At 56.1% G+C, this 15,324-nt stretch carries 12 protein-coding genes; 2 read left to right on the forward strand and 10 right to left on the reverse strand.

The window, feature by feature from the left end; translation table 11 throughout:
- Positions 1–37: 37 nt before the first annotated feature.
- The 9 genes from ABDW13_RS09875 to phnR form a co-directional block, all read right to left on the reverse strand.
- Positions 38–1,438 carry an efflux transporter outer membrane subunit gene (locus ABDW13_RS09875; protein ID WP_343552384.1) on the reverse strand — a complete coding sequence of 467 codons (1,401 nt, stop codon included), beginning with the start codon at positions 1,436–1,438 and terminating at the stop codon, positions 38–40.
- Positions 1,428–4,562, reverse strand: a complete 3,135-nt coding sequence (locus ABDW13_RS09880; RefSeq protein WP_343552385.1) for an efflux RND transporter permease subunit — start codon at positions 4,560–4,562, stop codon at positions 1,428–1,430. The genes ABDW13_RS09875 and ABDW13_RS09880 overlap by 11 nt, the downstream gene beginning before the upstream one ends.
- Before the next feature lie 9 nt (positions 4,563–4,571).
- Entirely contained in the window at positions 4,572–5,708 is a 1,137-nt protein-coding gene (locus ABDW13_RS09885; protein WP_343552386.1) for an efflux RND transporter periplasmic adaptor subunit, read from the reverse strand.
- A 300-nt stretch (positions 5,709–6,008) separates the two neighbouring features.
- A complete protein-coding gene (locus ABDW13_RS09890) occupies positions 6,009–6,197 on the reverse strand; it encodes a toxin-antitoxin system HicB family antitoxin (protein WP_343552387.1) in 189 nt (62 codons plus the stop codon).
- 443 nt (positions 6,198–6,640) lie between these two features.
- Complete coding sequence (locus tag ABDW13_RS09895) at positions 6,641–7,438, reverse strand: ABC transporter permease subunit (protein ID WP_343552388.1); 798 nt, start codon at positions 7,436–7,438, stop codon at positions 6,641–6,643.
- Positions 7,439–7,440: 2 nt separating this feature from the next.
- On the reverse strand, positions 7,441–8,310 hold the full coding sequence (locus ABDW13_RS09900) for a 2-aminoethylphosphonate ABC transporter permease subunit (RefSeq protein ID WP_343552389.1): 870 nt from the start codon (positions 8,308–8,310) through the stop codon (positions 7,441–7,443).
- Between the two features lies 1 nt (position 8,311).
- A complete protein-coding gene (phnT, locus tag ABDW13_RS09905; RefSeq protein ID WP_343552390.1) occupies positions 8,312–9,409 on the reverse strand; it encodes a 2-aminoethylphosphonate ABC transport system ATP-binding subunit PhnT in 1,098 nt (365 codons plus the stop codon).
- Positions 9,410–9,415: 6 nt separating this feature from the next.
- Complete coding sequence (locus tag ABDW13_RS09910; protein ID WP_343552391.1) at positions 9,416–10,429, reverse strand: 2-aminoethylphosphonate ABC transporter substrate-binding protein; 1,014 nt, start codon at positions 10,427–10,429, stop codon at positions 9,416–9,418.
- Positions 10,430–10,572: 143 nt separating this feature from the next.
- Positions 10,573–11,292, reverse strand: coding sequence for a phosphonate utilization transcriptional regulator PhnR (gene phnR / locus ABDW13_RS09915; RefSeq protein WP_343552392.1), 720 nt, complete (start codon positions 11,290–11,292; stop codon positions 10,573–10,575).
- A 136-nt stretch (positions 11,293–11,428) separates the two neighbouring features.
- Between phnR and phnW the strand changes: the two genes are divergently transcribed.
- Positions 11,429–12,532 carry a 2-aminoethylphosphonate--pyruvate transaminase gene (gene phnW, locus ABDW13_RS09920; protein ID WP_343552393.1) on the forward strand — a complete coding sequence of 368 codons (1,104 nt, stop codon included), beginning with the start codon at positions 11,429–11,431 and terminating at the stop codon, positions 12,530–12,532.
- Between the two features lie 11 nt (positions 12,533–12,543).
- Complete coding sequence (phnX, locus tag ABDW13_RS09925; protein WP_343552394.1) at positions 12,544–13,353, forward strand: phosphonoacetaldehyde hydrolase; 810 nt, start codon at positions 12,544–12,546, stop codon at positions 13,351–13,353.
- A 41-nt stretch (positions 13,354–13,394) separates the two neighbouring features.
- On the opposite strand, the gene ABDW13_RS09930 is transcribed toward phnX, so the two are convergent.
- Positions 13,395–15,131: a penicillin-binding transpeptidase domain-containing protein gene (locus tag ABDW13_RS09930; RefSeq protein ID WP_343552395.1), complete on the reverse strand. Its 1,737-nt coding sequence runs from the start codon at positions 15,129–15,131 to the stop codon at positions 13,395–13,397.
- Positions 15,132–15,324: the final 193 nt, after the last annotated feature.

Here is a 15,324-nt window from a genome sequence, read left to right on the forward strand (position 1 = left end):
TTTCCATACGCGAACCGTAAGGGTTTTGTTAAGACCATCAGGCTTTCCAACCGCCGCCCAGCGCCTTGTAAAGGGTGATTTTCTGGCTCAACTGCCCCAGGTGCGCGCTGATCAGCGACTGCTGCGAACTGTAAAGCGATCGCTGGGCCACTAATACATTGAGATAATTGTCTACACCTTGCTTAAAGCGCAATTCGGAATAATCGTAGTCGCGTTGGTTCGCGCCGACTTCCTGTTGCAGCGCCGTCAGCTGATCCTGCCAGGTATCCTGACCGGCCAACGCATCATTCACCTCTTTGAACGCGGTCTGAATCGCCTTCTCATAGTCAGCAATTTCAATGCGTTTCTCGATATGCGCGATGTTGAGGTTAGCCTCGTTTTTACCGCCGTCAAAAATCGGCAAATTGATCGATGGCATAAACGACCACGCGCCGGTGCCGCCGCCCAGCAAGCTGCCGAGCGAACTGCTGGTCGATCCGCCCGAGGCGGTCAAGGTGATGCTCGGGAAGAAGGCGGCGCGCGCCGCGCCAATATTGGCGTTCGCCGCTTTCAGCGTGTGCTCGGCCGCCATGATGTCAGGGCGACGCGTCAACAGATCCGACGGCAAGCCCGCTGGCGTTGGCGGGAATTGCCAGTTGGCATCCAGCGTGGCGTGCGACAACAGCGCGGCAGGCAAATCCGTGCCGACCAGCAGGCGCAGCGCGTCCACATCCTGGCGTACCTGCCGCGTGTAACTCGCTACATCCGCCTGCGCTGCCCGCACCGTGCTCTCCGCCTGGGCGAGATCCTGATCGCTGCTGGCGCCGCCGTCGTAACTGATTTTGGTTAGACGGTACGACTCCTGCTGACTTTGCGCGGTGTGTTGCGCCAGATGCAGCAGATCGTTATCCGAGCTCAGCGTCAGCCACGCCGTCGCCACTTCGGAAATCAGCGAAATGCGCGTGGCACGTTCGGTCGCCGCGCTGGAGAGATAGGTTTCCTGCGCCTGATCGCTCAGGCTTTGCAGGCGGCCAAAGAAATCCAGCTCCCACGAAGTGACGGCTAATCCGGCGTTGAGTTCATGATAAGTCACCGCGCCAGTGGTTTTGGTGTTGTAGAGATTAGCCGGTTCATGCGCCGAGGTTTGCCCTGCGGTAGCGTTGATTGACGGCATCAGCGCCGCACGCTGCACCGTCACGCCCTGCCGCGCTTCTTCCACATTCAACGCCGCGACGCGTAGGTCACGGTTATTGTTGAGCGACAGCTCGATCAGATTGCGCAGCGTGGCATCGGTGAAGAAGTTCTGCCACGGCAAATCCGCCACGTTATCGACCGGCGTCGCCTGATCGTATTTGGCATCTACCGGCATCGCCGGACGCTGATAATGCGGTTCCATGGTGCAACCGGCCAACACCAGCAGCAGCGGCAGTAGTGCGCGCGGGAAGGTTTTACTGTTCATTGTTGACCACCTCTGCGGATGTTTGTTTTTTGCGCGCAAAGAACTGCGAAACCACCACGTAGAACATCGGCACAAAGAAGATGGCGAGGAAGGTGGCGGTGATCATCCCGCCGGCCACCGCCGTACCAATCGAGTGCTGGCTACCGGCACCGGCGCCGTTGGAAATGGTCAGCGGCAGCACGCCGAGGATAAACGCCATCGAGGTCATGATGATCGGACGGATACGCAAGCGCGCCGCTTCTACCGCCGCTTCCACCAGCGTTTTGCCTTCGCGCTCATGCAACTCTTTGGCGAACTCGACAATCAAAATGGCGTTTTTCGCCGCCAACCCGACCGTGGTTAACAGCCCCACCTGGAAGAACACATCGTTCTGCAAGCCACGCAGCAACACCGCGCTGATGGTGCCGAGAATGCCGAGCGGCACCACCATGATCACCGAGAACGGAATCGACCAGCTCTCGTACAGCGCTGCCAGACACAGGAACACCACCACAATTGAGATCAGATACAGCTGCGTGGTTTGACTGCCGGACGCTTGTTCCTCATAAGAGATGCCGTACCACTGCACACGGAAGCCGCTTGGCAACTGCTTCGCCAGTTGCTCCACTGCTTTCATCGCTTCACCGGTACTTTGGCCCGGCGCAGGCGATCCGAGAATCTCTTCGGCGGTTAAGCCGTTAAAGCGCTCGAAGTGCGGCGAACCGTACACCCATTTGCCGGACGCAAAGGCGGAGAATGGCACCATGGTGCCGCTGCTGTTGCGGAAGTACCATTTGTCGAGATCGGATGGCGTGACGCGTGAATCCGCTTTACCCATCAGATACACCTCTTTCACGCGGCCGTTATACATGAACTGATCGATGTAGCTGGAACCCCACGCCACCGACAAAGTGTTGTTGATATCGGTCATGCTTAAGCCGAGCGCGCTGGCCTTCTCGTCATTGATCTCCAACTGATACTGCGGCTCATCTTCCAGACCATTGAGACGCACCTGCGCCAGATGCGGATCTTTGTTGGCTAGCGCAATCAGCTGGTGCGCGGCATCCATCATCTGCTGATGGCTGTGCGCGCCGGTATCCTGCAAGTAGAGATCGAAACCGGTGGCGTTACCCAATTCCATCACCGCAGGCGGCACCATGGCGAAGATCTTGGCGTTCTGATAATGGGCAAAATGCGCCATCACGCGGTTAGCCAGATCCTGCACACTTTGCCCGCTGTGGGTACGGTCACTCCAATCTTTCAGGCGCACAAACGCCATGGCGTTGCTCTGTCCACGACCGGCAAAGTTGAAGCCTGCCACGCCAAAGGTGGTGGTCACCACCGATGCTTCGTTCTGCTGCAAATAGGCGTTGAGATCGTCGATCACCTGCTGGGTACGCTGCGACGATGAGTTCACCGGCAGCGTCATTTGCACCATCATCAAGCCCTGATCTTCACCCGGCAGGAAAGTTGTTGGTACGCGGGTGAACAAAAAGCCCGTCACGCCGACGATCACCAGGTAGATCACCAAGAACAGGCCGCGACGGGAAATCACTTTGCTGACGCCGTTGGTGTAATGCATCGCACCGCTGTCGAACTTGCGGTTAAACCAACCGGCGAATCCGGTGGTTTTGTGCTCGGCCGCCGCCGGTTTCAGTAAGGTGGCGCACAGTGCAGGCGTGAAGATCAGCGCCATGATCACCGACAGCGCCATCGCCGAAACGATGGTGATGGAGAATTGGCGATAGATAACCCCGGTCGATCCCGAGAAGAACGCCATCGGCAACAGCACCGCCGACAGCACCAGCGCGATACCAAACAGCGCACCTTGAATCTGCTGCATTGATTTGATGGTGGCGCTTTTCGGATCGAGATGTTCCTCGTGCATCACACGCTCGACGTTCTCCACCACCACAATCGCATCATCCACCAATAGCCCGATGGCCAGCACCATGCCGAACATGGTCAAGGTGTTGATGCTGTAGCCAAACGCCGCCAGCACGCCGAAAGTCCCGAGCAACACCACCGGCACCACCAGCGTGGTGATCAGCGTAGCGCGCAGGTTCTGCAGGAAGATCAGCATCACAAAGAACACCAGCACTACCGCTTCAATTAGCGTTTTCACCACTTCTTCAATCGATGCGCTGACCACCGGCGAGGTGTCGTACGGATACTGCACTTCGACGTTATCCGGCAGCGATTGCTTTAGATCGGCGATGGTTTGGCGCACCGCTTTGGCGGTATCAAGCTCATTGGCGCCGGTCGCCAGACGCAGCGCAATCCCCGCCGCCGGTTTGCCGTCCATGGTCGCGTCAATGCCGTAGCTCTGCGGCCCAAGCGCCACGCTGGCCACATCTTTCAAGCGTACCTGCGAGCCGTCGCTGTTCACTTTCAGCAGCACATTTTCAAACTGTTTCACCGTGGTGAAACGGGTTTTACCGAGAATGGTGGCCTCGGTTTTTGCGCCCTGAATGGTCGGCAAACCGCCCAATGAACCCGATGACACCTGCACGTTCTGGTTATCGATCGCGGTAGTCACATCGCTCGGCATCAGGTTGTATTTGTACAGCTTGGCCGGATCGAGCCAGATGCGCATGGCGTATTCCGAACCCAGCACCATGAAGTCACCGACACCCGGCGTACGTGAGATCGGATCTTCCAGTTTCGATACCAGCATGTCGGCCAAATCGCCGTTGGTCAGCTTGCCGTCTTTGGAGATCAGCCCGATGACCATCATGAAGTTTTTCTGGTACTTACGGATGCGAATCCCTTGCTGCGTTACATCGGTCGGCAACTGTGATTCCGCCAGCGACACACGATCCTGCACCTGCACCTGGGCGATGTCGGGATTGATGCCCTGATTAAAGGTGGCGATGATCTGTGCGCTGCCGTCCGAGGCGCTGCTGGATTCCAGATAGCGCAAGCCATCAAGCCCGTTGAGTTGTTGCTCGATCACCTGCACCACGGTGTTTTGCGTGGTTTCGGCGCTGGCACCCGGATACGTCACCGAGATCGATACCGCTGGCGCGGAGATGTTGGGATATTGATTGACCGGCAAACTGATGGCGGCAATCGCGCCCACCAGCATCACGATAATCGCGATCACCCAGGCAAATATCGGACGTTCAATAAAAAACTTCGACATGCCGCCCCCTTATTGCGCTGCTGCGTCGGTCATGGAAAGACTGACCGCGCTGGCGGATGGCGTATCGTTGGTATTGGCGGCGGTGGTGGTGACTTTCACCCCGTTGCTCACGCTTTGCAGGTTGTTAACCACCACATTTTCCCCTTGCTGCAAGCCTGCGGTCACCAGCCATTCACCTTTGATCATCTCGCCGGTTTGGATAGTGCGCTGCTCGATGGTGTTGTCACTTTTCACCACGTAAACATAGGGTTGGCCTTTGGTGTCATGCATGATCGACTCTTGCGGCAGCAAAATGCCCTGCTGCTGAATGCCCTGCGGGAAGCTGGCGTGAACGTACATGCCGGGCAGCAACTCATTGTTAGGATTCGGGAACACCGCGCGCAGCACCACGGTGCCGGTAGCGGTATCGACGTTCACTTCCGAGAACGCCAACTTGCCTTGCTGATCGTATTGGCTGTTATCTTCCAGTGACAAGCCAACGGCGGCGGTGTTGTCGGCAACTTTGGCAATCTTGCCTTCCGCCAACGCGCGGCGCAGACGCAGCAGATCGGTGGACGATTCGCTGACATCGACATACATCGGATCGAGTTGGGTAATGGTGGCGAGATAATCGGTTTGACCGTTGGTGACCAGCGCACCGGCGGTATACAGCGAACGGCTGATGTGGCCGGAAATCGGCGCTTTCACCAGCGTGTAATCAAGATTGACCTTGGCGGTTTCGACATCGGCCTGCGCTTCACGCTCGGCGGCAATCGCATCATCGTAAGTTTGCTGGCTAATGGCATGCGCGGCGGCGAGCGGCTGATAGCGTTTCGCCACCATCGCATCGTTTTGCCAGGTCGCCATCGCTTTGTCGTAAGCGGCTTTATAGGTGGCCGGATCGATCTGGTACAGCGGCTGACCGGCTTTGACTTCACCGCCTTCGGTAAACAGGATTTTTTCAATCACCCCGCTAACCTGCGGGCGCACCTGCGCGGTACGCACGGCGGTGGTGCGGCCAGGTAATTGGCTGACAAGCGTAACGGGTTCTGCTTTCAGGTTTACCACGCCAACTTGCGGTGTTGCGGATGCGGCGGGTTTTGCTCCGCCCTGGTCACAGGCTGCCAGTAAAAACACCACGCTGGCAGAAAGAATTTTCAGGCGCATAGTTGTTCTCTAAAAGATAGGAGGAGAATAGTCACGAATGTAATGACTCTAAAAAGCCATTGTAGGGAGGAGGCTAAGGCGGGGTTGTTAAGGTTGCGTAAAATATATTTTCCAAAGGAAAATGGTAAACCTTTCGTGCCATAAATCGCTGGGATCTTTATCTTTTTGCGGGTTTTATGGGCCGCTATAAATGATGCCCTGACGTTCGTGCAGACATCACCTGTAGGGTCGCCATTAATGGTGACCGGAAAATGCACGGTGCGGCGATTGGAACGGTCACCATAAATGGCGACCCTACAGTTATCCCTTGGGCTCAATGCCGCGCCGCCGCAACTCGCGGCGCGCCAGATCCTTTAACCAGCACGACAACGTGACGTTATCGTCTTCGGTCAACTCGCGCAGTTGATCGTGCAATTCAGGATGAATACGCAACTGAAACGCCGTGGAGCGGCCTTCACCTTTAGGGGTACGGTCTTTGGTTTTGGGCATCGGGGTTGGCCTCAACGAATCGCAATAAAAACGCCCCAAAGCCGTGCTACCAACACGCTTTGGGGCTGGCGAACCGAAATGGAATGCGGCATCGCGGTGCGTTAGCGCTAGGTTACACGGCAAGATATTTTTATGTTGCCGGGGAAATGTTAAGACCTGGTTAAGAGGTGTGAACGATTTCGCGCGGCGGTAAATTCTGGGCAAAAAAAACCCACGCATCTGCGTGGGTCGGTGTAATAACAGGGTACTGCCGAAGCAGCTTGTTTCACACCCATCAATACCTCTGGGATGTCTATCCTCGCACCGTTTGACCGACGAAAGACAGGTGGAAAAAGCAACCGTATTCGGCGAAGTGAAACGAGGTGTGAATTTCCTGCACACCGCGCTTACACTTCTGATTTAACTAAGATTTATCTTACGCAAACATGACAAAATCGTTACTTTCATGGTGAACCTAAACGCCGCGCCAACCGTTCTAATTTAATCATCAAGCCCATAATCGTCACCACCAACACCACGGTAAGCGCGGAACCGTCCGCAATGCTGCCGCGGTCGGTCAGGCTGAAAATCGTTACTGGCAAGGTTGTCCAACCCGGAGGATAAATCATCACCGTGGCGCCCAATTCGCCCATCGACAGCGACAAACTCAGCGCTAAAGCCGATAACATCCACGGCATCAGCAACGGCAAGGTGATGCGCGTGAGTCGATAAAAAGGCGTGGCGCCCAAGCTGGACGCCGCATGTTCAATCTCCGGCGCAATGCGGCTTAATCCGGTAGAAACGTTGCTGAAGGTCGCGGCAGAGATCAGTACAAAGTGCGCCACCAACACGATCAGCAAGGTACCGTTCATCTGCATTGGCCCCTGGCTGAACGCCACCAGAATGCCCAATCCCACCGACACCGAAGGCACCGCGCTGGGCAGGAAAAACAGCATATTCAGCCGCTTCTGCCAGCGTGGCGCTTGCTGGCGCAATGCAATCGCCGCCCAAGTGCCACACAGCAGCGCAAACAGACTGGCGGCAAAACCGACTACCAAGCTAGCGAACAGCGAATCCCAGGCCGCACCGCGGAAGGCATTAACAAAGTGATTGAGGGTAAAACCGCTGGGCAGCACGCCGTTCCACTGTTGCGTCAAACTGGAGAGCAGAATCACCGATAAGGGCAGCAGGAAAAACAGCGTAAACAACATCATGCCGAGCAAACTGAGCGCCTTGCGCGCGCTACGTGACCAAATCAACATGCTTAGCTCCTTATTCCGGCACGCGACGCGGCCAAGCGATACAGCAGGAACAGGCCGACCGACAGCAGGATGTTGATCACCGCAATTGCGCAGGCCGCGCTGTAGTCCGATTCCAAAATGGCTTTGCTGTACACCATCATCGGCAGCGTGTTGACCCCTTTTGCGCCGATAAACAGCACGATGCCAAACTCATTGGTCGCCAGTAACAAGCACAAGCTGCCGCCCGCTAACAGCGCGGGTAACACGGCGGGGAAAATCACCTGACGAATCACGCGCGCCGGATGTGCCCCCAAAATGCTGGCGGCTTCCAACTGACTGCGATCAATCTGCCGCAGCGCCGCCATCAACGGACGCATGATCAGCGGGGTGAACACGGTGATTTCGGCCAGAATCACGCCGGGCATCGAATAGAGAAAATCCACCGGCGGCAATTCGAACGGGAACAGCGCCATCAATCCACCATTCACTAAGCCCGCCGAGCCGTAGATAAAGGTGAACGCCAGCGTAATCAGAAAGGTTGGCAGCGCGATAAAGGTATCAATGGTTAAGGTGATAAACCGGCTGCCTTTGAACGGGATAAACACCAGGATAAAGGACATCACCGCGCCTAAAATCAAGCAACCCAGCGTGGTGCAAAGCGCGATTTGCACGGTATTAAGCAACGCGCTGACAAAGCGCCGTGATTGCAACACCTGCCAGAATGCCGTGAAGGCAAAATGCCCGCTGTTATCCTGCAACGCCTGCTGCACGATCAGTAATAACGGATAGAAGAACAGCACCACAATCACCAGTAGTGGCGGCAAAATCGCCAGTACGCGTTGCAACTTCAGTCTCGAACGGTGCGGGTGCGCCAGAACACTATTCTCAGCCATTTCACACCTCAATTAACACGGCGTCTTCGGTTTCAAACCACAGCGTGAGCCGCTCGCCCGGCTGCGGTTGCGTGTTGAGTTGCGTCAACACCACGCGCACGCTTTCGCCCGCCACATCGCAAATCAAATGGGTGAGATCGCCCTGCCAGTGCGATGCCACCAAGGTGGCTTCTAACCGGTTACTGTGCGCGCTGCGCGCACTCAACGAAATGTGCTGCGGGCGCAGGCATAGCAGCTTATTGCGGCTGCGCATCGCGCCCTGCGTGTAGGCGTTAACCACGCTGCCGCCGCAGGTGACATGCACTGCACCGGCCTGCGTTGACAACTCCAGCGCCGTGGCCTGCAAGATATTGGCGCGGCCTAAAAATTCCGCAGCAAAGCGGTTGGGTGGATAGCGATACAGCGATTGCGTTTCACCGTAGGCGATCATTGAGCCGTCTTTCATGATGCCGATTTTGTTGGCTAAAGTGAGCGCTTCGGTCTGATCGTGCGTGACATAAAGGATGGTCAGCTCCGGCAATTCGCTGTGCAAACGCGCAATCTCCTCCACCATGCTGTGACGGATTTGCGCATCCAGCGCCGAAAGCGGTTCATCCAACAACAGCACTTGGGGACGTGTGGCAATGGCGCGCGCAATCGCCACGCGCTGTTGCTGTCCGCCTGAAAGCTGGTGCGGATAACGGGTGGCGTAATCGCTCATCCCCACGCTTTTCAACGCTTGCTGCACGCGCTCGCCAATCAACGCTTTGGGCTGTTTTTGCGCCCGCAAACCAAACGCCACGTTGTCTTCAACTTTCATGTGCGGAAACAGCGCGTAGTTTTGTACCACCATGCCAAGCCCACGTTGATAAGGCGGCAAGTGGGTGATCTCGCGCCCGCCCATCAAAATGCGTCCAGCGGCTGGCTCAACAAAACCGGCAATGGCGCGCAGCACCGTGGTTTTGCCGGAACCGGATGGCCCAATCAGGGCCAATACTTCACCGGGTTCGATGGTCAACGACAGCGGTTTTAGCACCACGTTGCCATGATAGGAAACGCGCAGATCGTCGAGGACGATGCCGGAGGTGCTAAGCGGGTTGGCTTGAGTTTTCATCAGCATCGCGCGTTACTCGCTGTCGGTGACCTGGTGCCAGCGGGCAATATCCGCTGAAAGCGTTTCTGCTACCTGGTTCCAGTCTGGCTGCCAGATATTTACCCCTTCGAGCGCGCTTTTTGCCTGCTGGTAATTGTCATCAGTTGGCGTGACGTCGTTGCGCACCGGCATGCCCCAGGAAAGCGAACTCACGTTGGTCTGTGCCGCGTTATCCAGCAGGAAATTGATCAGCTTCTTACCGTTTTCACTTTGCGGGCCGTTCTGCACCAAGCCAATCACGTACGGCAACGCCAGCGCACTGCGTTGGCCTTGTGCATCAGCAGGCCAGAAGATTTTGACGTTGGGATTGCGCGCCATCTGTGACAGGTTCATCTGCAAATCGCCGTTTGCCACGTACAGCTCACCTTTGTTGACCAACGCCGTCAGTTTGCCGGTTGAAGCGGATGGGCCAACATTATTGGCTTGCAGCTTGCCGAGATAATCAAAGCCCGCGTCTTTGCTGCCGTGACTTTGAATCGCTTGCAACATCACCGCGGTGCCATCGCCCGCCTGTCCTGGCGTGGAATATTGCAGTTTATTTTTGAAGCGACTATCCAGCAGCTCCTGCCAGCTGGCTGGGGCGCTTTTTAGCAGTTTCGCGTTGTAGATAAAGCTCAGATAGTTGTTCACCAACGGCACATAACGCGCGTTAGTACCGGCAATGTGGGCGGCGGCGTCGGGGGTAAAATCGGCTAACAGGTTCTGCGTGGCGGCGCGTTGGATAAACGGCGGCACGGTAACTAACACGTCAGCCTGCGGGTTGCTGCGCTCTTTCGCCAGACGCTCGACAATCGCGCCGGAACCGCCCTCAACGTACTGCACCTTGATGCCGGTCGCTTGGGTGAAGGCATCAAACTCGGTTTGATACCAGCTTTGCGCGCCGTCATGCAGCCCATCAGCGGAGTAAACCGTTACCACAGAATCAGCCCAAACCGGGGCAGCAACCAGCGCGAGGGCGGAGAACAGAGCGAGTCGGGAAAGTTTCATCAGGTGTTCCTCTTAGGTGGATTTTGCATTCTGGTATGTACCAGATTTTGTTTCACGCTAAGGGGAATTTATGACAAAAGGATGAAAGCGAAAAAAAAACCCGGAAAAATAATTTCCAGGGTTGTTATGAGGAGCGCGAGATTTTAGTGGGTATCGACGTCAATCCGCAGGCTGTCGTGACGCCAATATTCGATATCGAAGTCCAGTACGCGGCCATGTTGATCGTAGTTCAAACGGCTGAGTTGCAGCGCTGGCAAGCCTTCCATGATGCCCAATGCGGCGGCGGCATGCGCCGGAACCGAGGTGGGGAAGAAACTCAAATGCATGCTGGTGTAAATCAAATCGTAGTTGGCCTGATAGACCTCGGTCAGGCTGCCATTGAGATCGTGGCGCAACAGTTCCGGCACGCGCGCCGGTAAACAATGGTTTTCGCAATAGCAAATCGCGCGGCCATCCGCGTAGCGCAAACGGGTTAGCAGGTAGATTTGGTCAAAGGGTTGCAGCTCTAAAGGCAGCCTGACATCCAGCGGTACCGTAGTGAGTTTGCCGCTGATCAACACCGTCTTAGGTTCACGCCCTTGCTCAAGACACAGCTTATGGAAGTTGGTGTTTTGCGTGGGATCGAGTCGCAACCGCGCGGGCGTGACATACCAGCCGCGACGGTCAGAACGGTAAATCACCCCGCTGGCTTCCAGCTGCGCCAGGCTCTCGCGAATGGTGGTTCGCGTGGTGCTGAAGATGGCGCAAAGCTCGCGCTCAGAGGGCAACTTATCGCCGCTTTGTAACGCACCGCTTTGAATGCGCGCCTGAAGTTCTGCCTTGATCAGCAGATATTGCGGGATATCGGCGTTGGTTGTTTTCATGCTGACTCGCTGTTTTTTTATGGCGTCATTATACATGCTCAGATGAATTTTTTGTTGCAGCGGCCTTTTTCCTTTGACCTTCCAATCCGGATGTTTTGATAATAACGCCAATCTGGTACAGACCAATGGTGAGAAAATGCAATCCAAGCCCTATTTGCTGTTAACCCCCGGCCCACTCTCCACCTCGAAAACCGTGAAAGAGGCGATGTTGTTCGACAGTTGCACCTGGGATGATGACTATAACCTCGGCGTGGTACAGACCATCCGACAACAGCTGGTTGCGCTGGCAACGCCGCAAGCCGGGTTCACCAGCGTCTTGCTGCAAGGCAGCGGCAGCTATGCCGTCGAAGCGGTGTTAGGCAGCGTCGTCGCCGATCACGGCAAAGTGTTGATCGTCGATAACGGTGCTTACGGCGCACGCATGATTGAGATGGCCAGCATGATGGGCATTGCACATCATGCATATTCGTGTGGCGAAGTGACCTGCCCGGATGTCGCCGCCATTGAGCAGATTTTGCAGCAGGATCCAGCCATCACCCACATTGCGATGGTGCATTGCGAAACCACCACCGGCATGCTCAACCCGATTGCCGCCGTGGGCGAACTGGCGCATCGCCTGGGCAAACGCTACATCGTCGATGCGATGAGCAGCTTCGGCGGCATTCCGCTGGATATCGCTGAATGGCATATCGATTTCCTGATCAGCTCGGCCAACAAGTGCATTCAGGGCGTGCCGGGTTTTGCCTTTGTGATTGCGCGTCAAACAGAACTTGAAAAGTGCCGTGGGCGCTCGCGCTCGCTGTCGCTGGATCTGTATGCGCAATGGCGCTGCATGGAAGATCATCACGGCAAATGGCGTTTCACCTCGCCGACGCACACCGTGTTGGCGTTTGCTCAGGCGCTGCAAGAGTTGCAGCAAGAAGGCGGCGTGGCGGCACGTTATCAACGTTATCGCAATAATCAACACCAATTGGTGGCGGGCATGCGCGCGTTAGGTTTCGAGGCGCTGCTGGAAGATACGCTGCATTCGCCAATCATCACCGCGTTTTACTCGCCGCAACACGCCACTTATCGCTTCAACGATTTTTACCAACGGCTCAAGCAGCATGGCTTTGTTATCTATCCCGGCAAAGTGTCGCAGAGCGATTGCTTCCGCATCGGCAATATCGGTGAGGTGTATGAACAAGACATCGCGGCGTTGCTGATCGCGGTTGAACAAGCCATGTACTGGAAACAATAAGGAATGTCGTCATGTTAGGTATTAATGCTCTGATTCTGGATTGGGCGGGCACCACCGTCGATTTCGGCTCCTTCGCCCCGACACAGATTTTCGTCGAAGCTTTCCAGCAGGCGTTTGGCGTGGAAATTACCCTGGCGGAAGCGCGCGTGCCAATGGGACTCGGCAAGTGGCAACACATTGAAGCGCTGGGCAAACTGCCGAGCGTCGATGCGCGCTGGCAGCAAAAGTTTGGCCGCGCGATGAATAAGCAGGATATCGACGCCATCTACGCCGCCTTTATGCCGTTACAAATCAAGAAGGTGGTCGACTTCGCCGCCCCGATTGCCGGTGTCACCGAGGTGATTGACCAGCTGCGTGCCGAAGGCATGAAGATTGGCTCTTGCTCTGGTTATCCACGCCCGGTGATGGAGAAGCTGGTTCCGGCTGCGGCGGCTGCGGGCTATGCGCCGGATTACTGGGTGGCGGCAGATGATTTGCCGGTGGGCGCGCGTCCCGGTCCGTGGATGGCGCTGCAAAACGTGATTGCGCTCGGCATTGATGATGTGGCGAACTGCGTCAAAGTCGATGACTCGGCACCGGGCATTGTAGAAGGGATTCGTGCCGGTATGTGGAGCGTTGGGCTGGCGGTGAGCGGCAATGAATTTGGCGCAACGTGGGACGAATATCAGCAGATGTCGGCCAGCGAAATTGATGCACGTCGTCAGATTGCGGCTGAAAAACTCTATTCAGCAGGCGCGCATTACGTGGTGGATACCCTGGCTGACTTGCCTGGCGTGATCGCAAAAATTAACGCCCGCCTGAACAACGGCGAGCGTCCTTAAGCTGCTTTAGTGGTGCATCAAGCCGCGACGGCTTGATGCCACTAGGATTTACCGGCTGGCGGCGGCGGTTTGCTGTAAATCGCATCCGGCGCCACGTTCATGTGCTTCAGCACCGGCCCCATGATGTTGCCGAAAATCGGCGCAGCCACCGAACCACCAAAGTGGTCACCTGCGGTTGGATGGTTGATCATCACCACCAGCGCCACTTCCGGATGGCTGGCGGGCGCGATGCCGGCGGTGTAGTTGACGTAACCGCCATCATACTTGCCGCTGGTGCCCATTTTCTCCGCCGTACCGGTTTTGGTTGCCAGACGATAACCTGGCACCGCTGCTTTCACGCCGGTACCGCCCGGCAATACGTCACTCTCCAGCATGTGCACCACGGTTTGTACCACTTCCGGATTCGCTACTTGCTTACCCAGCACCGGCGGCGTCACTTTGGTGATCGACAACGGACGATAGATGCCATATGAACCAAGCGTGGCGTATTCACGCGCAATTTGCAGCGGCGTAACGCGTAAGCCATAACCAAAGGCAAAGGTGGCGCGTTCGATATCCGCCCAACGTTCGCGGTGCAGCGGGAAGTAACCGACGCTTTCGCCGGTCAAACCCAATCCGGTCGGTTTACCCAAACCAAAGGCTTGATAGGTGTTCACCAACGCTTCAGCGGGCATCGCCAGTGCAATGTGCGATACGCCGATGTCGCTGGATTTCTGCAAGATGCCGGTCATGGTCAAACGCGGCCAGTGGCCCACGTCGCGGATTAAGTGGCCGTTAACGCTGTACGGCGCGGTGTCGATCACCGAATCGGGGCGCACTAAATGGCGCTCCAATCCTTCCATCACCACCAGCGGTTTCACCGTAGAACCCGGCTCGTAGCTGTCGTTGATCGCCACGTTACGCATCTGTGCCGGTGTGGCGTTATCAAAGTTGTTCGGGTTGAACGACGGATACGACGCCATCGCCAGAATTTCGCCGGTATCGATTTTAATCAGCACCGCCGCGCCCGAATCCGCCTTGTTGAGCAGCACACCATCGCGCAGTTTGCTGTAGAGCGTGAACTGGTCGAACTTATCAATACTGAGCTGCACCGTTGGCGGCTGTTGCGGTGGCTGGTAATCGATCATCGCGATGATGTTGCCTTCTTTATCCTGGCGATACACCTCTTTGCCCGGATCGCCCTGCAACACGTGATCGAAGCCTTTCTCGATGCCGTTCAAGCCGTTGCTGTCCGCGCCGACAATGCCGATCAACGGCGCAGCGGCTTCACTCATCGGATAGAAACGGCTGTCGTTATACACCGAGCTGATGCCTTTCAACTTCAGCTCGGCAATATCTTTGGCGATGCCCAATTCGATTTTGCGTCCCAGATAAAGGAAGCGCTTTTTCGGGTTGGCGGTGATTTGCGCACGCAGATCGTCCGGGCGCAGATTGAGTGCCGACGCCAGATACGCCCATTTGGCACTGGTGAAATCGGGATTGGCTTCGAGTACGCGCATCGGATCGGCAATGATGTCACGCGCCGGAACGCTGAGCGCCAGCGCTTGTCCATCGCGATCCAGCAAGGTGCCACGGTTGGTCGGCAAGGTGACGGTGCGCAATGAGCGCTGATCGGCTTCATGCTCCAGCATTGGATGTTTAATCAGTTGCAAGTCACCGACAGCGACGAGCAACAGTACCAGGCAGCAGAGAACACCCAGACAAATCAGGCGAAAACGAAACGGGTTAAATGGCGCTTTGATCTGGTCTTTTCCCAGAAATTTTTTAATTGGGGGCATAGCGATCCACTGCAATAAAAACAAGGCTTAATGGAGACTGTTATAAAGAAAGGCACAACGGGTTGACAGGAAAACTGTGTATCAGTTCGTTAGCAAAAAAAAACCTGCGCATCTGCGCAGGTCGGTGTAATCAAGAAAACTTTTTGATGTTCACCCATCAATACCTCTGGGACCCTGACTGTAGCAAGGGGGC

Source organism: Pantoea sp., assembly GCF_039594315.1.
Lineage (GTDB): Bacteria > Pseudomonadota > Gammaproteobacteria > Enterobacterales > Enterobacteriaceae > Pantoea.